Origin of the sequence: Rhodococcus sp. ARP2 (assembly GCF_001029585.1) — a bacterium.
GTDB classification, from domain to species: Bacteria; Actinomycetota; Actinomycetes; order Mycobacteriales; family Mycobacteriaceae; genus Rhodococcus_F; species Rhodococcus_F erythropolis.
In genome coordinates, this window is sequence record NZ_LEKE01000054.1 from 56,495 (window position 1) to 76,672 (window position 20,178).

General features: G+C 61.9%; 21 protein-coding genes. 11 read left to right on the plus strand and 10 right to left on the minus strand.

Features of this window, described 5'->3' with window-relative positions; genetic code table 11:
* The first annotated feature begins 60 nt into the window (after window positions 1-60).
* Window positions 61-1,260: a DUF4185 domain-containing protein gene (locus tag ABX74_RS13695; protein ID WP_047889005.1), complete on the plus strand. Its 1,200-nt coding sequence runs from the start codon at window positions 61-63 to the stop codon at window positions 1,258-1,260.
* A gap of 22 nt (window positions 1,261-1,282) precedes the next feature.
* Here the strand turns inward: ABX74_RS13695 and ABX74_RS13700 are convergent, their stop codons facing one another.
* From ABX74_RS13700 to ABX74_RS13725, 6 genes are all read right to left on the minus strand, one after another.
* The gene (locus ABX74_RS13700) at window positions 1,283-3,322 is read right to left on the minus strand and encodes a YhgE/Pip domain-containing protein (RefSeq protein ID WP_020971076.1); all 2,040 of its coding nucleotides are present in this window, start codon (window positions 3,320-3,322) and stop codon (window positions 1,283-1,285) included.
* A 133-nt stretch (window positions 3,323-3,455) separates the two neighbouring features.
* The gene (locus ABX74_RS13705; RefSeq protein WP_021345803.1) at window positions 3,456-4,052 is read right to left on the minus strand and encodes an SRPBCC domain-containing protein; all 597 of its coding nucleotides are present in this window, start codon (window positions 4,050-4,052) and stop codon (window positions 3,456-3,458) included.
* On the minus strand, window positions 4,049-4,426 hold the full coding sequence (locus ABX74_RS13710) for an ArsR/SmtB family transcription factor (RefSeq protein ID WP_047889006.1): 378 nt from the start codon (window positions 4,424-4,426) through the stop codon (window positions 4,049-4,051). The genes ABX74_RS13705 and ABX74_RS13710 overlap by 4 nt, the downstream gene beginning before the upstream one ends.
* Before the next feature lie 62 nt (window positions 4,427-4,488).
* Entirely contained in the window at window positions 4,489-5,172 is a 684-nt protein-coding gene (locus ABX74_RS13715; RefSeq protein WP_019745689.1) for a GntR family transcriptional regulator, read from the minus strand.
* 36 nt (window positions 5,173-5,208) lie between these two features.
* On the minus strand, window positions 5,209-5,985 hold the full coding sequence (locus ABX74_RS13720; RefSeq protein ID WP_223257905.1) for an aspartate/glutamate racemase family protein: 777 nt from the start codon (window positions 5,983-5,985) through the stop codon (window positions 5,209-5,211).
* 129 nt (window positions 5,986-6,114) lie between these two features.
* Window positions 6,115-6,618 carry a PASTA domain-containing protein gene (locus ABX74_RS13725; protein WP_047889008.1) on the minus strand — a complete coding sequence of 168 codons (504 nt, stop codon included), beginning with the start codon at window positions 6,616-6,618 and terminating at the stop codon, window positions 6,115-6,117.
* Between the two features lie 131 nt (window positions 6,619-6,749).
* On the opposite strand from ABX74_RS13725, the gene ABX74_RS13730 reads away from it, so the two are divergent.
* The 5 genes from ABX74_RS13730 to ABX74_RS13750 all read left to right on the plus strand — a co-directional run bounded on the left by ABX74_RS13730 (window position 6,750) and on the right by ABX74_RS13750 (window position 11,888).
* Entirely contained in the window at window positions 6,750-7,454 is a 705-nt protein-coding gene (locus ABX74_RS13730) for a type 1 glutamine amidotransferase (protein ID WP_047889009.1), read from the plus strand.
* Between the two features lie 119 nt (window positions 7,455-7,573).
* On the plus strand, window positions 7,574-8,743 hold the full coding sequence (locus ABX74_RS13735; protein WP_047889010.1) for a DUF4185 domain-containing protein: 1,170 nt from the start codon (window positions 7,574-7,576) through the stop codon (window positions 8,741-8,743).
* A 22-nt stretch (window positions 8,744-8,765) separates the two neighbouring features.
* Complete coding sequence (locus tag ABX74_RS13740; protein WP_047889011.1) at window positions 8,766-10,028, plus strand: response regulator transcription factor family protein; 1,263 nt, start codon at window positions 8,766-8,768, stop codon at window positions 10,026-10,028.
* A gap of 148 nt (window positions 10,029-10,176) precedes the next feature.
* Window positions 10,177-11,265, plus strand: coding sequence for an S-(hydroxymethyl)mycothiol dehydrogenase (locus ABX74_RS13745; RefSeq protein ID WP_047889012.1), 1,089 nt, complete (start codon window positions 10,177-10,179; stop codon window positions 11,263-11,265).
* The gene (locus ABX74_RS13750) at window positions 11,262-11,888 is read left to right on the plus strand and encodes an MBL fold metallo-hydrolase (RefSeq protein ID WP_007730862.1); all 627 of its coding nucleotides are present in this window, start codon (window positions 11,262-11,264) and stop codon (window positions 11,886-11,888) included. Before ABX74_RS13745 ends, ABX74_RS13750 begins: the two co-directional genes overlap by 4 nt.
* A gap of 50 nt (window positions 11,889-11,938) precedes the next feature.
* Here ABX74_RS13750 and ABX74_RS13755 read toward each other — a convergent pair whose 3' ends face one another.
* From ABX74_RS13755 to ABX74_RS13765, 3 genes are all read right to left on the minus strand, one after another.
* The gene (locus tag ABX74_RS13755) at window positions 11,939-12,931 is read right to left on the minus strand and encodes a phosphotransferase enzyme family protein (RefSeq protein ID WP_047889072.1); all 993 of its coding nucleotides are present in this window, start codon (window positions 12,929-12,931) and stop codon (window positions 11,939-11,941) included.
* Between the two features lie 34 nt (window positions 12,932-12,965).
* Window positions 12,966-13,280: a hypothetical protein gene (locus tag ABX74_RS13760; protein ID WP_139120551.1), complete on the minus strand. Its 315-nt coding sequence runs from the start codon at window positions 13,278-13,280 to the stop codon at window positions 12,966-12,968.
* A gap of 183 nt (window positions 13,281-13,463) precedes the next feature.
* Complete coding sequence (locus ABX74_RS13765; RefSeq protein WP_007730865.1) at window positions 13,464-13,955, minus strand: Lrp/AsnC family transcriptional regulator; 492 nt, start codon at window positions 13,953-13,955, stop codon at window positions 13,464-13,466.
* Window positions 13,956-14,093: 138 nt separating this feature from the next.
* Here ABX74_RS13765 and ABX74_RS13770 point away from each other — a divergent pair, with 138 nt between their 5' ends.
* Genes ABX74_RS13770 through ABX74_RS13780 form a run of 3 tightly spaced genes read left to right on the plus strand, consistent with a single transcriptional unit; the run spans window position 14,094 to window position 17,573 of the window.
* Window positions 14,094-14,825: a cyclase family protein gene (locus ABX74_RS13770; protein ID WP_047889013.1), complete on the plus strand. Its 732-nt coding sequence runs from the start codon at window positions 14,094-14,096 to the stop codon at window positions 14,823-14,825.
* A complete protein-coding gene (gene kynU / locus ABX74_RS13775) occupies window positions 14,822-16,087 on the plus strand; it encodes a kynureninase (protein ID WP_047889014.1) in 1,266 nt (421 codons plus the stop codon). Before ABX74_RS13770 ends, kynU begins: the two co-directional genes overlap by 4 nt.
* A 52-nt stretch (window positions 16,088-16,139) precedes the next feature.
* Window positions 16,140-17,573 (plus strand): amino acid permease, encoded by a 1,434-nt coding sequence (locus tag ABX74_RS13780; protein ID WP_047889015.1) that lies wholly within the window; start codon window positions 16,140-16,142, stop codon window positions 17,571-17,573.
* A 13-nt stretch (window positions 17,574-17,586) separates the two neighbouring features.
* Here the strand turns inward: ABX74_RS13780 and ABX74_RS13785 are convergent, their stop codons facing one another.
* Window positions 17,587-18,273, minus strand: coding sequence for a dienelactone hydrolase family protein (locus ABX74_RS13785; protein ID WP_047889016.1), 687 nt, complete (start codon window positions 18,271-18,273; stop codon window positions 17,587-17,589).
* A gap of 73 nt (window positions 18,274-18,346) precedes the next feature.
* Between ABX74_RS13785 and ABX74_RS13790 the strand changes: the two genes are divergently transcribed.
* Together ABX74_RS13790 and ABX74_RS13795 are read left to right on the plus strand one after the other, a co-directional pair.
* On the plus strand, window positions 18,347-19,291 hold the full coding sequence (locus tag ABX74_RS13790; protein WP_047889017.1) for a D-cysteine desulfhydrase family protein: 945 nt from the start codon (window positions 18,347-18,349) through the stop codon (window positions 19,289-19,291).
* Window positions 19,288-20,145 (plus strand): helix-turn-helix transcriptional regulator, encoded by an 858-nt coding sequence (locus tag ABX74_RS13795; RefSeq protein ID WP_021331765.1) that lies wholly within the window; start codon window positions 19,288-19,290, stop codon window positions 20,143-20,145. The genes ABX74_RS13790 and ABX74_RS13795 overlap by 4 nt, the downstream gene beginning before the upstream one ends.
* Window positions 20,146-20,178 lie beyond the last annotated feature (33 nt).

Sequence of the window (20,178 nt, forward strand, 5' to 3'; positions counted from 1 at the left end):
TGTCCGAGGTTCGGGGGGAACGACGACGACAACACTAACAATCCCGGCCATGGGGGAGTCATGTTTCGCGCGGGGAGATCGTTGGGGGTGTTCGGGGTAGTTGCTGCTCTGGCAGCTGCTGCCGTCACGGCGGTGGCTTCGCCGGCGATGGCTGCGCCGGGATGCGTCGGAGTCAGTGGCGTCGGTAGTAGTGGAGGTCCGGCCAATGCGGCGCCGTGGCTCAACGGCAACACCGGAGGGTTGCCAGGTCTGTCCGGTCGTACTACCGCGATCGAAAAAGTCACCGGCACATACAGTCCCAACAAGACAGTTGATCGCTTCAATGTCCTGGGAACCGACCTGGGCATCATGTGGGACAACGGTGCGGGGCAGATTCTGACCGCTTTCGGCGATACCACCGGGCTCAGTCGTAACCCCACCTGCGACGGTTTGGTGGGCGAGTGGCGAAGTAATGTGCTCTTCCGCAGCTCGGATCGGGTACTCGCCGACGGGATGCGCATCGACAGCGCGCCGAAGGACGGTACCGGTCAGGCGCGTGAGATCATCTCCGGTCTGAAGATTCCGGGCGTCGAGGCTTCCAGTATCCCCACGAGCGGCATAGCAGTGAACGGTGTGCAGTATCTGAGCTACATGTCGGTGCGCAACTGGGGCGAGGCCGGGCAGTGGAGTACAAACTACTCACAGATTGCCACCTCCTCGGACAACGGCGAGACGTGGACCACGCGTCCGGAGACGCTGCGCCCCAACATCGGTGGGGTTCTTCCCGCGGGTGTCGCCCCCGTCGCCGGTAGCGAGAACTTTCAGATGAGCTCGATGGTGAAGGACGGCGGGTTCGTCTACAACTACGGAACCCCCGCGGGACGATCCGGCGAGGTTCGACTTTCTCGCGTGCCCGAGGGGGCGATCCTCGATCTTTCCGCCTACGAGTACTGGAACGGAAACGGCTGGATCCATGCCGATCCCGCTGCGGCCGTACCCGTCATGGACGGCCGCATCGGGGAGATCTCCGTTCAGTACAACGAGTTCCTCGGCAAGTTCGTGGCGATGTACGCCGACGCGTTCAGTTCGATCGTGATGCGAACCGCTCCCAGTCCGGTCGGTCCGTGGACGGCACCGGAAACATTGGTCAATCTGGTCGAGGTTCCCGGTATCTACGCTGCATACATCCACCCGTGGTCCAGTGGTTCGGATCTGTACTTCCTTGCCACCACGTGGGCCGACTACAACGTCATGTTGATGCGTACGACGCTCGTTCGCTGATCCGGCTCACGCTTGCGCAGATTTACATTTGCGTTGGTTGGAGGTACACGATCTCCTCGGTGATCGGCGCGTCGTCATCGGCGTCGGTCGGCGGTTCTTGTCGGCGGCGCCACCAGATGGTGAACAGGACGGCTCCGATCACCAAGGCAGCCAGAGCGATTACCGCCACCCAGAATTTCGGGCCGTAGTATCCGACAAGGACCATGCGCATGGCGTTGCGCGCCCACGTGAGTGGCATCAGAGCGTGCAGCCACTGCAGAACCGTCGGCATCTGTTCGATGGGGTATACCGCGCCGAAGGCGAAGATCTGAATCATCAAGGCACCCAAAGCGATGAAGGTTCCGTTGACGGCTCCGAACACAACGGTGAAGAGCCTGCCCGAGCTGACCGCGGCGGCACCCACCAGGATCATCACTGCGATCATCGCCAGAACACTAGGTGGTTCGACGTTTGCCACGGTCAGTGACACCACCGACAACACGAGCGCCGCGACCAAGGTGACCAGGGCGGGAATGCGGTAGCGGCGCAGCCCCTCACGCACCACGCTGGTGTGCGAGTTCAGTGAACGTCCGCGTCGTGGACGGACGACGAACCACGTGAGAATTCCGCACAGGAACAGTGCCACCGAGATCACGGCAGGGACGGCTCCCGGTCCGAAACCGGCTGCGGGATAGTTGTTCCGCGCGTCGACGGCAACCGGGGACGAGAGCAGATTGGCTGTGGTGGCGCGTTCGTCGTCCGAGAACTGCGGCACCTGGGCGGCGCCGTCGGACAAACCGGTGGCGAGTTCTGCGCTGCCCGCGTCGAGCTCGCCGACGCCGGCCGATAGCTGCCCGAGACCGTCACGGAGCGCAATACTTCCGGTGTCCAACTGCCCGAGGCCGGTGGAGAGTTCCTGTGCGCCGGTAGCGAGTTGGCCTGCGCCGTCGGACAGTTGGCCTAGTCCCGTGTTGAGTTCACCTGCACCGGCCGCCGCGGCAAGAAGCCCGCCACGGTAGTCGCTGCTCGGATCGGTGAGTTGGCGCGAGATCTCCCGCGCACCGTCGCGAAGCTGGCCGAGCTGACCGATCACGTCGTCGTCCGACGGTTGTGCAGTCAGGGAAGCCCGCAGTCCACCCAGGGCTTCGACGAGTCCGGCGGAGACCGGATCGGCCGAGTTTCGAAGCATCGACGTGAGGGCGTCGATCTGACCGACGACGGCGTCCGAGGACCCCGCGAGGTCGAGTACCGGGGTGGTGACCATGTCGACCACTTCGCTGATCTGACGGGCTCCTGCGCCGAGTTCGTCGGTTCCCCCGACCAACTGGTTGAGTCCGCTGCTCAGCTCGCCCGAGCCTGCAGCAGCTTCGTTTGCTCCAGCAGCCAGCTCGCCGGCTCCGGCGGCCAGCTCCTTGCCGCCTTGATTCGCTTCACCCATGCCGGTGGCGAGTTCCTTGCTTCCGGCGTAGAGCTCGTTGGTTCCGGCGAGTGCTTCGGAGGATCCGTCGGAGAGTTGTTGCGCGCCAGCGGCTGCTTCACCGAATCCTGTTCCGAGTTCACCCAACCCGACCAGCACCTGGTCGATGGACTGCTCGCCGATCGACTCGGAGACCGCCGAGCGCACCTGAGCGATGATGCTTTCACCGACCGGGCCGGCGACCAGACTGTTGTAATCGTTGTACAAGACGTCGAGTTCGGCCTTGCGGCCCGAACCCGATGCGGCACTGGCCACGTCTGCGCTGAAAGTCTTGGGAATGACGACCGAGAAGTAGTAGGTGCCGTCGTTGACGCCGTCGGCGGCTTCCTGTTCCGAGACGACCTTCCATGCAACGTCTCCGCTCTCGACGAGCGCGGCAACAACTTCATCGCCGGCTTGCAGACGTGTTCCGTCGAGTTCTGTGCCGGCATCGGCGTTGACGATGGCGACGGGCAAGCGGTTGACCGTGTCGCCCGGATCCCACAGTGCCCACATGTAGAACGCCGCAATCGACAGCGGTGCGATGACGAGGACAGCGAGAACTGTCCGGATGATGTGCGTGCGTCGCGTCGTGGCCGCGTTGTCGACTACGGGTTGTGGCGCCATGTGGAGCTCTCTTCTCGTGGACCGAAGCAGTTGTGGCACGAAAGAAAGCCACCAAAACTGCTGGACATACGTCCAGCTCGGTCACGATACAAAGCAAACGGCCATCCTGTGACCGTTTTCGAAGAATTGGGCGTTATCGGCCGCCGTGCTCTGCCTCGATCTTTGCCCACTCCCACCCGCGGAAGTTGGCCAGACGAAGCTCCTCTGCTTCGTCGAAGGTGTACCACTCGGTGCTCGGCGCATCAGGGAGAGTGCCGCGCAAGTATTCGCCCAGGTAGTGAAGTGGGCCTTCCCAGCCGGTTCCGACGCCGTAGCAGCCGGTGTCCGGGTCGTTGCGGAAGACATCGGCGACGGAGGCGTGCTCCAACTCGAGCCAGGTGGCGTCGGGGCCGTCTGCAGTCAGCCTGATCTCGACCTGATCGCTGTATCCGCGATCGCCGGGCGGTGTCCACTGCAGTCGCAGCAGGCGTGGGGCGTCGCAGGCCAGGATCTCGCCACTTGCCTGGCCTTCGAAGGCGTACGAGCCGCCCACCTGGAAGTCTCCGCTCACCGGAAGGAAGAAACGGTTGATGCGGTCAGGGGTCGTGATGGCGTCCCAGACGTCGTCGACCGACGCGTTGTAGCGGCGCTTGAGTACGGCAGTTCGAGCCGCACCTTCTGCGATGTCGCGGTTGCCCATGCTCCGCTCTACCGCGGTGAGGCTGGTGTCCTGGTTCGCGATCTCGGTCATTGTGAGTCTCCTTCGTCGGAAGAATTCGATTGTGAAGATCTGCTCCGCTCGGAGCCGCGTCGTTTCCCTCGTGCGAGTTCTGTGGCCAATGCGTCGAGAGGACCGCTCCAGAACTGCCGGAATCCGTCGATCCATTGGTCCACTTCTTGCAATGGCGCGGGCTCGACGGCATAGAGACGCCTGGTGCCTTCGCTGCGGACTGTGGCGAATCCGTTTTCTCGGAGCACTCGCAGGTGCCCGGACGCGGTCGGTTGCGAGATTCCGAACTCCGCTGCCACGACTTCGGCGATCTGACCCGCCGAGCGCTCGCCGCTGGACAGGATTTCCATGATTCTTCGCCGAACTGGGTCTCCGAGAACGTCGAACGCATGCACCAGTCATTTATATCGGCAATGGCCAATATAGGCAAGCGCCGAAACTTGTATTCGGGCGTCGGTCAGTCCGAGAGCGCGAACTCGTCGGCGTCGAAGAGTTCACCGATCAGCCCGCCGAGATGGCGTCGATGTTCGGCCGACAGTGTCGCTGCCGCCTCGGCATCGTGGTCTGCGCACAGCTCGATCAGCTTGTTGTGATGGTCGACGGAGTCCTGGCTGCCGAGAAGGCTCGAGAACTTGCGGTAGTAGATGCGGTGAATTTGTGGGTGAACCTGGTGAATCAGCTTCTTCAACAGCGGATTTGCCGCAGCGTCGATGATGACGCTGTGTAGGCGATCGTCCGCGGTCAGCGCTCGGCCTATGTCGTTTCGCTTGACGGCAGCGGCGAAGTCTTTGTTGGCGGAGCGCATCGCCCCGATCATCTCGTCGGTGAGGTTCGGTACAGCGGTGACGACGGCCAGTTGGTCGAGAGCTTCGATGACTGCGAGTGTTGCCTCGACGTCGCCGCGGTCGAGGGTGGTGATGCGCGTGTACGCACCGGGCTTCGCTTCCACGAGTCCGGTGTCGACCAGCCTTGCGAGCGCTTCGCGGACCGGAGTTCTGCTCAATCCCAGATACTCGGCGAGTTCGCTGTCCTTGATCTTCGAGCCCGGCGCCAGTTCACCGGTGACGATCGCTTCGCGAATGCGTTCGAGAGCGATGTCGCTCATTCGTGCTCGCTCAACCGGTTTACCGCCACGCAACATACTGGATATCGTACTCTGCACGTTGCTTGTCGCAGGTCAGCCCAGGTCGGCCAACGACGCGTGTTTCCGGGCATCCGCAACGCATAGGAGCAGCGCGCGGGCGAGAATTGTTGCCGGATCGATGATCTGACAGGTTGTGGCGTCGGCGGGCAGTCCGAGCGGAATCTCGGTGCATCCGGCCACGACGACCTGCGCGCCCGATTCGACGAGAAGATCGGCGGCCCTGACGAGTTTGTCGGTGGTCTCGTCTCCGACGTTGCCACTCTTGATTGCTCGGATCGCCGGCATCACCAGTTCGTCCTGGATCGCAGGTCCTGGCACCAGGACGTCAATCGAGTATTCCGACAGCCATTGTTGATACAACCCGGTGCGGACCGTCCCCGTGGTGGCCAACAGTCCGACGGATGTGACGGCGGGTGAGAGCGTCCGGATGTGCCGAGCAACTTCGTCGATCATGTGGACGACGGGAAGTCCCAGTTGGGATGAGATGGCGGGCAGGAAGGCGTGGGCGGTATTGCATGGGATGGCGAGCGTCGTTGCGCCCGACTCTCGGAGGACGCGCGCACCTCGGAGCAGCCAGGGGGTGGGGTCCGGGCCGTCCTCGGTGAGTGCCAATGTCCGGTCGGGAACCGTGGGATCGGCCCAGATGACAACTTTGGGGTGCTCCTGATCCGTCGAACCTGGCGTCAGGGCAACGAGTTTGGAGTAGAAGTCCGCAGTAGCGGCCGGCCCCATGCCTCCGAGTATTCCGATGACGGGTTCGCTCATGCCCGCCGGAGAGTTGGCGCTCTGCCGTATTCGTTGCACCTTCATGTTGCAATCCAACCTTTCGCATCCAATATATTGGATACTCGTAATGTTGACTACAGTGAAGGAGGTTGAAGGTAGTTGTCAAGTAGGGCGCGGCGTTCCCGGAATTGCGAAGTTCGAGATCTCGCTCGATCAGCAGGGGTTGGGTTCGCCGATCTTGACGGCTGAGAGCACGGCTTCGATTTCACCGAAAGTGCTTCCGGCAGAAGGTGTCTGATCGACAACAATCCAGTTGGAATCGACCAGTTGGCGTCGACCCGCGCCAGTTGCGTCAGCACTTCTGGAGAAGAAGACTCCGGCCGACTGAATGGTGTCCTGCGCGTCTTGAAGATTCATGCACACGACGTTGGGCATGATCGCGGGAGCTGCAGCGGGCGTCACTTCCGCGGTGACTGGGGTGGTGGCCAGTGGAGTATTCGTCGTACCGGCCACCGAGGTGGTCAATGGAGCCTGAGTCGTCGTGGGTTGAGTTGTCGAGGTTGCAGTGGTGGTCGCGGTGGATGTTGATTCGGCCTCGCTGTCGGTGCTTGTCCCTGAGCATGCGGCAAGAGACGCCAAGGCGAATGCGCTGAGTGCGATGCGAACGGCAGTTGAGGACGGGCGAATCGATGTCGAAAAGAGGTGTGATGCGCGCACAGACGTTCCTTGTCGGTAAAGGGGCGATGAAAGGGGAGATTCGAGCGCAGAGCACATCCGACGCCGTCGATGTGCCTTATGTCGAATAGAACCATAGGCTTTCGGCACCGGATTCGAGAGGAATTGCCTACATGCATTTTCTGGAACTACGACACGCGCAGTGTGAACCCCCAGCGGCGTATTCGCCTGTCCTGGAGAGCTACGGAGATGTGCAGACCGTTCTTCTGGGTACCGACCCGCTTCCCGCCCATCGACGGTTCGACGCCGTGATCGTGATGGGCGGGCCGATGGGCGTCGGCGATCAGGGCGAGGTCGAGTGGTTGGCATCCGAGATCGAATACATTCGCGATCTAGTCGAGAACGATGTCCCGGTGTGGGGAGTGTGTCTGGGTTCGCAGTTGCTCGCCGCGGCGCTGGGTGCTCGCGTCTACACGGGCGCTGTGCCCGAAGTCGGAGTTGAGGAGATCACCTTGACTGTCGAGGGCCGGCAAGATCCCGTGTGGGGAGATCTGCCCTCCACATTTCCTGCAATGCAATGGCATTCGGATACCTTCGACATTCCGAACGGCGCGGTGCGGCTCGCTGGTTCTGCCAAGTATCCGAATCAACTCTTCCGATACAAGCAGAGTTACGCCGTTCAGTTTCACCTCGAAGCGTCCTCCGAGGTGGCGCGCGAATGGATGGAACTGGCCGAGTACCGCGACTCGCTGCATGCTTCGCTGGGAGCGGACGGTCCGCGCGTCTTCATGCAGCAGTTGGGTGCTGCCGAGTCTCAGGGGCTCGAGATTGCCGCAGCGGTGATGGAGAAGTGGTTGAAATCGATCTCTCTTGAATAAGGCCGTTTTGTCCTGATTGACCGATTTACCTGTTACCTTGTGTTGTCGTGGGTGGTTGAACCGATCCGGTCGAGCAAGACACCTCGTAGAGTCCGGATCTCCCCCGCGAAAGGGGAGCGATGCGCCGGATACGGAAGATATCGACAGCTGCAGTGACGTGTGTACTCGCGTCGACCGCGGTCTTGGGGGCGACCCAGGCTCATGCATCCCCGTGGGATTGCAACGTCACCGGCAGCTTGGATCAATCAGGTGGGCCGACCAATCCGATTCCCTGGCTCAACGGAACGGACGGGAAACTTCCGGAACTGCAGGGCCGCACCTCGGCGGTCGAGTACATCACCGGCGCGCTCAGCCCCAACCAAACCGTCGAGCGTTTCAACGTTCTCGGCACGGATCTCGGCATCATGTGGGACAACGGCGCAGGTCAGGTCCTGACAGCCTTCGGTGACACCGTCGGAATCGGATCTGACCCCCTGTGCTCCGGGGTGGTCGGTGACTGGCGCAGCAACGTCCTGTTCCGTAGCTCGGACGGAAATCTGTCCGACGGCATGAACATCGACTCCTCACCGATCGACCGGCCGAATCACTCACGCGAGATCATTGGAAGTCTGAAAGTCACCGGCGTCGAAACCAGCAGCATTCCGACGACGGGTATCTCGGTGGGTGGCGTTCAATACGTCAATTACATGTCGATTCGCTCGTGGGGAGGGTCGGGCGAGTGGGTCACCAACTTCTCGCAGATCGCGTCCTCGCACGACAACGGTGAGACCTGGCAGGTCGAACCGGCCTCGTCCCGGCCCAATCTGCCGTTGACGGGTAACGACAACTTCCAGATGGGTTCCTTCGTCAAAGACGGTGGTTACGTCTACAACTTCGGTACCCCCGCGGGACGTTTCGGCGAGGGGCGCCTCTCGCGGGTCAAGGAAGCCTCCATCGCGGACGTCGCGGCGTACGAATACTGGGACGGAAAGGCATGGGTCCCCAACAATCCCGCTGCCGCTGCGGTGGTTCTCGACGGGGACGTCAGCGAACTGTCGGTGCAGTACAACAACTATCTCGGCAAGTTCGTCGCGATGTACTCCAACGAGTGGGGAGCGCTGGTGCTGCGGACGGCGTCGGACCTGACCGGCCCGTGGAGTGCGCCCGACGTAGTGATCGGCACCGACGAGGTTCCGGGACTCTACGGCGCGTACATGCACCCCTGGTCACAGGGGCAGGACCTCTACTTTCTCGCCACCACCTGGTCCGACTACAACGTGATGCTCATGAAGACCACGCTGTACCAGTGAACCGGATGGTTATCGTTGAACGGTGAGCACCACCGACAATGCGCTACTGATCACCGCCCTTCGAGACGTGTTGGTGGGGCCACTACCCGAAATCGGCCGACGATTTTCGACGTTGATCGCGGACATGGCGCCGCACACTTCCCTGGTGATCTTCACCCGTGAATGCACCGGTAGGCCGCGCAAGGTCGCCGGGGATCCAGCCGTCGTCGATCGTGTGACCATCGCCGAACTCGACCGTACCCGTACGGATCTCACTGTCGGACAGATCTTTCGGGGAAAATGCGCTATCGCCGGCCGGGACCGTGAAGTGCTTGCGATGCTTGATCGAACCGATACGCTTCTCGTTTTGACACCGCACCCCGTACCGGTGAAGACAGCATCCCTCGAATTGATCCAGGCACTGTTCGCAGTGACTGCAACCGGAATTCAGCTCCAGGTCCGGAACGCGAGCCCGGCATATCTCGCCGAGTCGCGGGCAGCGTCGTCCGAGCGTGCGCGCACCGTGGCAGAGATGACGGAGGTGCATGCGGCCACCCTCGAGACGATGCTGGCGACGCTGCGCTCGGCGGATCTCGACGACACACGTGCGCGAACCTCGGCCAGGGAGACTGCGGCTTCGGCCCTGATCGGCCTGCGTTCAGCCGTCGACGTGCACCGCGAGTTGGCCGAGGAGTCGACCACCACGGCTTTTGCGCGGATGCGTGGGGAATTGCGTTCGCTGCTCAAGCATCGGGAAATCGCGTTGGAGTTGGTGGAGCCACCCGTCGACGGGCGTGGGTTACCAGGTGAAGTGGCGCACGGCGCCCGCGCGGTCGTCCGCGGCGCGGTCTTGGCCCTGTCGGATCAGCAGATGCTCTCGCGTATCCGGGTGGCCTGGACGCTCGACGCGGCTTCACTCTCGATCGACATTCGCGACGACGGCGGCGGCGAAGCCGACGTGGTTGACGTTGAACGCCAATTGCGTTCGAGGGTAGAGACTTTGGGTGGAACCGTCGAATCCGAGTCGACGCCCGGGTGGGGGAACCGGATCAGCGCAACCATCCCGCTCGACGCCCCCGTCGCCCTACCGAACCGCGACGTCCTCACCGAACTGGCTCCGCGGGAGTTCGAGGTACTCGAGCATCTGGTGGCCGGACGGCGCAACAAGGCGATCTCGGAGCGACTCGGCGTCAGCGAGAGCACAGTCAAGTTTCATGTTGCCGGGGTCCTGCGGAAATTGGGCGTCGAGAGTCGGGGTGCGGCGGCCGCCGCGGGCGCGGAGGCCGGCGTGAAGCCTGCACCCTAGTCCTTTCGGCCAGGTCGGTCAGTCAGTTCGACCAGGGTTGCGGGCACCTGCTTCGGGCTAACCTTTGAACGAGTGCACATATCGCAATGTGAAAACACGGCGCCATGTGACGACACGTCCTCAATCGCACGAAGCCAGGAGCAAAGCCATGCCACAGCAGGTACGCGGCGTCATCGCCCGATCCAAGGGTGCCCCCGTCGAAATCGTCCCCATCACGATTCCCGATCCCGGTGCCAACGAGGTAGTGGTCGCCATTGCAGCGTGCGGTGTGTGCCACACCGACCTGACCTACCGCGACGGCGGAATCAACGACGAGTACCCGTTCCTGCTCGGGCACGAGGCGTCGGGCATCGTCGAGAGCGTCGGCCCCGGTGTCACTCACGTCGAGGTGGGCGACTTCGTCGTCCTCAACTGGCGTGCCGTGTGCGGGCAGTGTCGTGCGTGTAAGCGTGGCCGCCCGCAGTACTGCTTCGACACGTTCAACGCCGAGCAGAAGATGACGCTCGAAGACGGCACCGAACTGACGCCGGCACTCGGCATCGGCGCATTCGCAGACAAGACGCTGGTTCACGAAGGCCAGTGCACCAAGGTCGACGCCTCGGCCGATCCGGCTGTCGTCGGACTGCTCGGTTGCGGTGTCATGGCCGGCATGGGTGCCGCGATGAACACCGGCAACGTCGGACGCGGTGATTCAGTGGCCGTGATCGGGTGTGGCGGCGTCGGCGACGCAGCGATCATGGGTTCACGCCTGGCCGGTGCCAATACCATCATCGCCATCGACCGGGATCCGCGAAAGCTGGAGTGGGCCACGGAACTTGGTGCCACGCACACGATCGATGCCACCGAGGTCGACGACGTCGTCGAGGCAGTCCAGGAGCTGACCGGAGGTTTCGGTGCCGACGTGGTTGTCGACGCAGTCGGTCGCCCGGAGACCTGGAAGCAGGCGTTCTACGCCCGCGACCTCGCGGGAACCGTAGTGCTGGTGGGAGTTCCGACGCCGGACATGCAGCTGGAAATGCCGCTGGTGGACTTCTTCTCGCGCGGCGGAGCCCTCAAGTCGTCGTGGTACGGCGATTGCCTGCCCGAGCGTGACTTCCCCGTTCTGGTCGACCTGTACCAGCAGGGGCGTCTGCCGCTCGAGAAGTTCGTCAGTGAGCGCATCAAGCTCGACGAGGTCGAGAAGGCCTTCGAGACGATGCACCGCGGCGAGGTCCTTCGTTCGGTGGTGGTCCTGTGACATTGCGTGTCGATCGCGTCGTCACCTCGGGCACGTTCAGCCTCGACGGCGGAACCTGGGACGTCGACAACAACATCTGGCTGATCGGTGACGACAACGAAGTGGTAATCGTCGACGCAGCTCACACCGCGCAGCCGATCATCGACGCTGTCGGCGGACGCAAGGTGATCGGAATCGTCTGCACCCACGGTCACAACGATCACGTCACCGTTGCGCCGGAGCTGGCCGAGAAGCTCGACGCTCCGATCTACCTGAACCCGGCCGACGATGTGCTCTGGGAGATGACTCACCCCGGGGTGAAGCATCTGAGCTTGGAAGATGATCAGCGTATTGCTGTGGCGGGTACGGACATTCTGGCCATCCACACACCGGGCCATTCCCCGGGGTCGACCTGCCTCTACCTGCCCGAGGCGGGGGAACTGTTCAGCGGCGACACCTTGTTCTCCGGTGGACCCGGCGCAACGGGGCGGTCGTACTCAGACTTCCCGACCATCATCGGGTCCATTCGCGACAAGCTGTTCGCGCTCCCCGCCGAGACCAAGGTTCACACCGGTCACGGCGACGGCACGACGATCGGCACAGAGGCGCCGCATCTCGAAGAATGGATCCGCGCCGGATCCTGATGTGATCAGAAGTGAAGTGGGGACGCCGGTACCGGCGTCCCCACTTTTTGTCACAACGCTGATGCCCAACCGGCGGTGTCGTTCTCACCCGGGATTGCCATCAGGCCGTGCCACAGTTCGAGGATCTCGAACCATTCTGTCTCGGATCGGCTGAGGGGACGTACAGATTCGTAGCCGGCGCGCAGGCTCTGCCGTACCGCGATCGGTGTCGGTCGCCAATCGGTGAACAGGGTGCCCAGATAGACGCTTGCCTTGGCCAGGTCGCTCACCCGGTGGTCGATCACCACGTCGTCGAAGTCGAGTACTCCGGTGGTATGAGAATTTCGAGTCAGGATGTTGGCTGCACGGAAGTCGTTGTGTACCAGTTGAATTTGGTCATCTAGCTCGGACGCACGCGCCAGGAGGTCCACGAGCCTACGCGTTGCCTCAGGCGCGAACCCGCGGTCGAAATTCTCGAGCCAACCACCGATGCGCTCCATCAACCCGGTGCTGCGCGACGAGAAAACCGATCCGTCGACATGGGTGGCGCCGAGCGTTCGGTGTATTTCTGCCAGACATGCTCCTGCCGAACGGACCGCCGCGTGGTCCTGCACGTCCAACCAATCTCCCGCCAACTCCGGTAGTACGGTGAACGACACTGCGCACGAAGGCCCTTCCAGTGTTTCCCGGTCCAGCAGTGTTTCCCGGACCAGTTGTGTTTCCCGGTCCAATCCGTTCAGGGATGTGATCGGCGACGGAACGGGCACGCCCTGCGCGGCGAGTGCGCTCAGCAGGCGCGTCGACGCCTCCAGGTTCGCGAAGCGCTCTGTGGCGCGCGACCACTTCACCACCAGCCCACCTCGGTCGCTCGCAACCCACACAATCGCGTTCTGGTCACTGATCGCCATTCGCGAGCACTCGAGGGCCGTCAATCCCCAAGTCTGCTCGAGTACCGCCGAGACCCAATGGGTGGCTGCGCCAAAGCTGTTGAATCCGAATCGCTCCTCCAGAGCGGCTTCCGGCTCCACCGACTCCCAGAGCATGGACAACCCGAGTGGCAACATGCTGTCCGACTTTAGTGGGATGAACACAGTCATCTCATGCGTCAGGAGCAGGTTTGCCCGATTGTGTAGCTGCGTTTTCGAGCATCTCGATTCGGTTGTTGAGCCGCTCGATCGTCATACGCACACTCCAGATGAGTTCGACGAGGCTTTCCTGCATGACGGGGATGCCCATGATGTCCGACAACTGGCGCCACAGCGCCATAGTCGACTTTCGATGGGAATCGTATGTGACTTGTAGCGCCGCCAACTGCACCTCTGCGGGTACTTGATCCTTGACATGCGAACCGAAGGGTGGGGGTTCCTGGTCAACCCACGGCGACCATCGCGATTGGACTTCTGCCTCCGTCATCTTGGACAGTCTTTCCAGTATCTCGCGGCATGCGGCGGGTGAGGAGAACACCGTTTCGAGGCATCGGTGGTAGTCCGGGGGTTGCATTTGCTTGTGTTCCGACATTGATCAGCGCTCCGCGTACTCCGTCCGGAGACGAAGGTTACGAGAGTACACCGAATCGGCCTTCGCGACAGCTGCAGTTCAGCCGCCTTGACTCAGTTCGCTGAAGATCAGGTTGGTCTGTGTGTTGGCGATAGCCGGATCGTTGAGGTGTGCGCTGACGAAATCGCGAAGCCGAGTGGGGGATTCACACGACACGTGCACCAGGAGATCACGGTCCCCACTCATCAGGAACACTCGCTGAACGGAATCCAATCCGCTCAGGTGCTCGGCAATTTCCGTCATCCGGCTCCTGGCGTGGGAGTGAATCAGAATCGATACCATCGCCGAGATCTCGAGGCCGAGTAGCTCGAGGTCTATGTCTGCATGAAACCCCTTGATGACGCCCGATTCGCGTAGAGCGCGCATCCGCGCCAGAGCGGTCGACGGCGCTATCCCGACCTTCTCGGCGAGTGCATTGTTGGGGATGCGTGCATCCCGGACGAGTTCGCGGAGAATCGCCGTATCGACGTCGTCGAGCCGAACATGATTCGGCCGAGCTGCGGCAGCTGCCCGTTCGATCGCATTTATCATCCGATTTCTCCCTGCCGTCGCGAAAATATTCAGCATCTATTGACCGCGCCCGTCGATGATCCTAGCTTTTGCCAAACACATCGAATTATCAAACGGTCGAGATCGACACAGTCGACTGTTGCGGACGAAGGGGTCTGGATGCTTCCGAGGATCGGCCGACACACGGGCGACGGACACATGGGCGACTGGGTGGCACGGTTGATCGACATCAGCCCGCCGATCTCCGAATCGACGCCCGTGTGGCCAGGCGATACCGCCTTCACCCGCGCTGTTACGTCCGACCTCGGCGGCAGTGACGCCGTCACCATCAACCGAATCACCACCACTCCTCATATCGGTGCTCACGCCGATGCGCCGGCGCACACCCGCATCGACGGTGCGCCCATCGGTTCTGTTCCCCTCGAGCCCTATCTCGGCGAAGCACTGGTGGTCGACATGACGGGCGTCGACGGTGCCGCATGCATCGGGCCCGTCGAAGAGACGGTGGAGCGACTCGGCGGGCATCTGCCGCAGCGGCTGATTCTGAGGACCTACCCGAAGTACCCGCGCGAGTGGGACAACGACTTCGCCGGCGTTTCTCCGGAGCTGACCCACTGGTTCGCCGACCGCGGTGGAGTTCTGATCGGAATCGACGGCGCCTCGTTCGATCCGATGGACAGCAAGACCATGGACGGGCACCACGCGGCAAGCGATCGTGGCGTCGCGATCCTCGAAGGACTTTGCCTCGACGAGGTCGACGAAGGCTACTACGAGTTGATCGCACTGCCGCTGAAGTTCCTCGACCTCGATGCCAGCCCGGTACGGGGCGTGCTCCGGACTCTGCCTTCATCACCCTCAACGCCGACACATGCAGGAGAAGAATCGTCATGACATCGACAACCACCCTTTCGTTGGAAGACTGCGTCAAGGCCGACGCAGTGGATCCCCTGAGGGAGTTCCGCCGCGAGTTCGCGATTCCGGAGGGCGTTCTCTACTTCGACGGAAACTCGCTCGGCGCGCGTCCCATTGCCGCACAGGAATGCGCCGCGAGAGTGATCGGCGACGAGTGGGGCAACGGCTTGGTTCGCAGTTGGAACGAGGCTGGATGGTTCGACCTCCCGGTCCGCCTCGGTGACAAACTTGCCCCGTTGCTGGGAGCATGTGAAGGCGAAGTGGTAGTGACGGATTCGACGTCGATCAACCTGTTCAAGGCATTGGCCTCCGCACTGTCCATCGCGGCTGCACAGGATCCCAGCCGGAAGGTGATCGTCTCCGAGCGCGACAATTTCCCCACTGACCTCTACATTGCGGAGGGCATCATCTCGCTGCTCGATCAGGGATACGAACTACGCCTGATCGACCAACCGGGCGACCTCACCGAAGCAGTAGGACCAGACACCGCCGTAGTGATGTTGTCGCACGTCAACTACCGCACCGGAAACCTGTATGCGATGACGGAAGTCACTGCAGCAGTGCAGAAACGTGGCGCCCTCATGATCTGGGATCTCGCACACTCGGCCGGCGCCGTCACTGTCGATCTGAGCGGCGCCGACGCCGACTTCGCGGTCGGGTGTACGTACAAGTACCTCAATGGTGGTCCGGGTTCACCTGCATTCATCTGGGTCAACCGTCGCCATCAGAACACCGGAATCCAGCCGCTGTCCGGGTGGTGGGGGCACGCGCGACCGTTCGCGATGGAGTCGGCCTACGAACCGGGCGCAGGAATACGACGGTTTCTGAGTGGTACTCAACCAATCACGTCGTTGTCACTCGTCGAGTGTGGTCTCGACGTCATGCTCAAAGCTGACATGGCCGACATCCGCAGCAAGTCGCTCGCACTGGCCGATCTCTTCATCAACCTCGTCGAGGAGCGTTGCGCTGCCTACGGTTTGGAGTTGATCACGCCGCGCGAGCACGAGCGTCGTGGCTCGCACGTGAGTTTTGTTCATCCCGAGGGCTATTCCATCATGAAGGCTCTCATCGCGCGGGGCGTCATCGGCGACTACCGCGAACCAGGAGTGCTGAGGTTCGGTATCACTCCGCTCTATCTCGGATACGCCGACGTGTGGAACGCCGTCGACGTGTTGCGAGACATCCTCGAGAACAAGTCCTGGGATCGCCCCGAATTCCGCGAGCGCGACGCAGTCACCTGATTCTTCCAAGTTTCCGCGGACCGGGAGGTACCGCCTTTCGCAAGGAGCTTTCATGAGTGATTTCAAAAACATTCAGCAGCGAGAATCAGGTCTCAAACGCGAACTCGGCCCCAAGCAGATGAGCATGATCGCGCTCGGCGGTGCAATCGGCACCGGACTCTTCCTCGGCAGTAAGTTCGCCATCGGATTTGCCGGCCCGAGCGTCATCATCAGTTACGCGATCGGCGGGTTGATCGCCCTGCTGCTGATGGGTGCCCTCGCCGAAATGACCGTCGCACATGCGACATCAGGTTCGTTCGGTGCGTACGCAGAGTTCTACGTCGGACCGTTGATCGGCTTCCTCGTTCGCTATCTCTACTGGTCTTGCATCGTCCTCGCGGTCGGTACCGAGGTCACCGCGATCGGTGAATACATGCAGTTCTGGTTCGCCGACGTACCGTCGTGGCTGTGGATCGTGTTGTTCTCCGGAGTGCTGATCGGCGTGAACATGTTCAACGTCAAGGCCTTCGGAACGATGGAGTACTGGTTTTCGACGATCAAGGTCTTCGCGATCGTGGCATTCATCGTGATGGCAGCGTACGTCGTGTTCGGTAGCGGAAACCCGGACTACGGATTTCACAATTACACGGCGGGTGGCGGATTCTTTCCGAATGGTTTGTCCGGCATGTGGTTTGCCGTGATCGTATCGATCTTCAGCTACTTGAGCATCGAGATGATCGCCATTGCGGCCGGTGAGGCGGAGAACCCGGCGGTAGCGGTGAAGAAGGCGTTCCGTGTGACGATCGTCCGGCTGTTCGTCTTCTACATCGCAACCCTTGCTTTGATTCTGGCAATTGCTCCGATGGACAAGATCTTGAGCGGCGGAAGCCCTTTCGTCACGGTGATGCAGGTCGTGAAGATTCCGGGCGCAGACAGTGTGCTGAACTTCGTGGTGATTATTGCCGCGCTGTCCGCGATGAACAGTCAGTTGTACGTGTCTTCGCGAATGATGTTCTCGCTCTCGCGTGCTGGTGACGCGCCGGCCATTCTCGGCAGGGTCAGGGCCAACGGCTCGCCGGTCAACGCCCTGTTACTGTCGACGTCGGGTATCGCCGTCGCCACAATCGTCTACGTGCTTTTTCCCGAGCAGGCATTCACGTTGATGATCTCGTTGTCGATGTTCGGAGCGATGGCGACGTGGCTGCTGATCTTCGTGACGCACTGGTTCTTTCGCAAGCGGATGAAGGAGGACGGAACCAAACTTTCCTTTACGATTCCGTTCTTTCCGGTGGGAACAATCCTCGGCGGAGTCCTCATGGTCGCGATTCTGATCACCACGTTGTGGGTCGACGATTTCAAGATGACGCTGGTGTTCGGAGTTCCGTTTGTTCTTGCCGTGATCGGCATCTACTACTTCACCCGATCACGTCGGGCGCAGAGTCGAGCGGTAACGGCTGAACAGGTTCAGGACGAGATCACCGGCACGGTGGTCAAGCGGGTTCCCTGACTCGCATTGGCAATCACAGGGTTTCGGCGAAGAACTCCATAGTGCGGGTCCAGGCGAGGGCAGCAGAATCCGGGGCGTAGTGGCTGGTCGAAGTGTCGTTGTTGAACGCGTGGCCGGCGTCGGCATAGCGGTACACCCGGGCGAGATCGGACGCGGTTGCGCGCAATTGCTCGACGCTCTCCGGCGGGATACTCGGGTCGAGGTCGCCGTAGTGACCGAGCCACGGGACCTGCAGTTGCGCTGCAAGTTCGGTGCCTGCCGCGATTCCGTCCCATCGGGCCTCGGCGACACCGCCGCCGTAGTACGTGACAGCGGAATCGACGAGGGGTACCGCGGCACACCACAGTGACGCGGTGCCGCCCATGCAGAATCCGAGGGAGCCGACTCTGTCTGCTCCCTCGGATCGGCAGTAGTCGACGGCGGCACGTACGTCGTGGCCGATGCTTGTGCTGTCGAGTGCCATGAGCGCATCCTTCGCGGACGGGAAGTCGGTGAAGGAGGTCTGTGCGCCGCGGTGGTAGAGATGCGGGGCGACGGCAAGGTAGCCGGCGTCGGCGAGGCGTTCGAGGATGCTCTCGATGTGTTGGTTCACGCCCCACGCTTCTTGGAGAACTACTACCGCATGTCTCGGTTCACTCGGCGAATCCGGTCGGCTGACGGTCAGCGGTACGTCACGTGTGGTCGTCGTGAAAGTTCCCATGTCCCGACTGTATGCGAGTACGGACTGTATTCGAGCACAGCCTGTAGGTGCACGGTCGAACTAGACTCGTCGAATGTTCAGTTCCGACGTTCCGCCGATCAGCCTGGGCAGTTGGCCGACGCCCGTCGAACCTTTGGCGCGTTGCGCGAAGGCACTCGGATTGGGGCCGGAAGACCTGTGGATCAAACGTGACGATGTCACCGGACTAGGTGGTGGCGGCAACAAGATCCGAAAGCTGCAGTACACCTGCGCTCAGGCTTTGGCCGTCGGCGCGACGACTTTGATCACTACCGGTGCACCGCAAAGCAATCACGCTCGGTTGACTGCATCCGCAGCAGCCCGTTTGGGATTGCGTTGTGTGCTGGTGCTCGGTGGTGCCGAGCCGGAATCCGCGCAGGGAAATCTCGTTCTGGATGCACTCGCGGGCGCTGAGATCGTCTGGGCCGGTGGGGACACGGCATCCGCGGTCGGCGCCGCGGTGCAGGCCGTCGCTGACTCGGGCGGAGTTCCTTTTGTCATTCCCTTCGGTGGTACCAGCGCGGTGGCCGCGCAGGGTTACGTCGACTGCGCACGCGAGATCGAGCAGCAACTCCCCGGAGTGGAACGCGTCGTGGTTGCACTCGGATCGGGCGGAACGATGGCTGGACTTGTCGCGCATCTGGGCGTCGACAGAGTTGTCGGCGTCGATGTCGGGGCTGTTGCCGATCCAGTGTCGACCCTCGCTGGGTTATTGGACGAGATGCCTGGTCCGACCGTGCGAGCCGCGGATCTTCAGATCCTGCGAAACCAAGTTGGACAAGGATATTCGACGCTCACGGAAGCATCAGCCGGCGCGATCCGATGTTTGGCTCGTACGGAGGGCATCTTCCTCGACCCGACGTACACCGGCCGAGCCTTTGCGGGTTTGATCCAACTCGTGAAGGACAAAGCCATCACGGCGGGATCAGAAACGGTCTTCCTGCACACCGGTGGGTTACCTGGCCTGTTCGGACATCCCGAACTGTCGACGCTGCGGTGAGCGAGCAGATCGACTACCCGCTCAGCAGCCCGCTCGACGAGCTGTCCGAGTGGCAACGCGTCGTGCGACCGCTGCGCGTCAGTGCCGACGGGTATCTGCGTTTGGCGACCAATCGGCTGTCAGTCGACTCCGACTACACGTGGGAGATGCACCGCCACAGCGATCACGAATTGCTGTGGGCGATCGACGGTGTTCTCGAGGTCCGTACTCCGGAGACTGTGTACACGGTGCCGAGCGGGGTCAGTCTGTGGATCCCGTCCTATGTTCCCCACGAGGTGACGGCGCGTAGCGGCACAGAATTGTCGTGCACGTGGTTGGTGGCATCCGATGTGACCGGGTTGGATCGTGTGGTGGCCTTGTCCACCCCTCCGCTGCTCGAACAAGTACTCGATCACCTCACCCGAGACGACTTGACCGACGCGGCTCGTCGACGAGCCGAGGCGTTTGCCATCGACCTCGTCGAACCCGTTCCGCGACTGATTTTCGATGTGCCGCTGCCGACGACGCCGTGGCTTCGGCAGATCGCAGATCAGTTGGTTGCCAGCCCGGCCGACACCCGATCGGTCGAGGAGTGGGCTACCGACGCGAAGGTCAGTACGAGGACTCTCACACGAAGGTTTCCGGCCGAAACCGGATTGACCTTCTCGGAATGGCGTATGCGACTGCGGGCTCATCACGCGATGCAACTTCTGGCACTCGGTCGAAGCATCTCGTTTGTATCGAGGAGGACGGGTTTCCGTTCCGAAAGCGCGTTCGGTGCGGCTTTTCGTCGAACGATGGGTGTGACCCCGGGGGAGTTCGCAAGCCTGATCGATCATCCGCGCGCGCCAATGACCGATTGGCTACAGGACTAGTCCGAACAGCGACTCAAAGCGCCTCGATCGGAC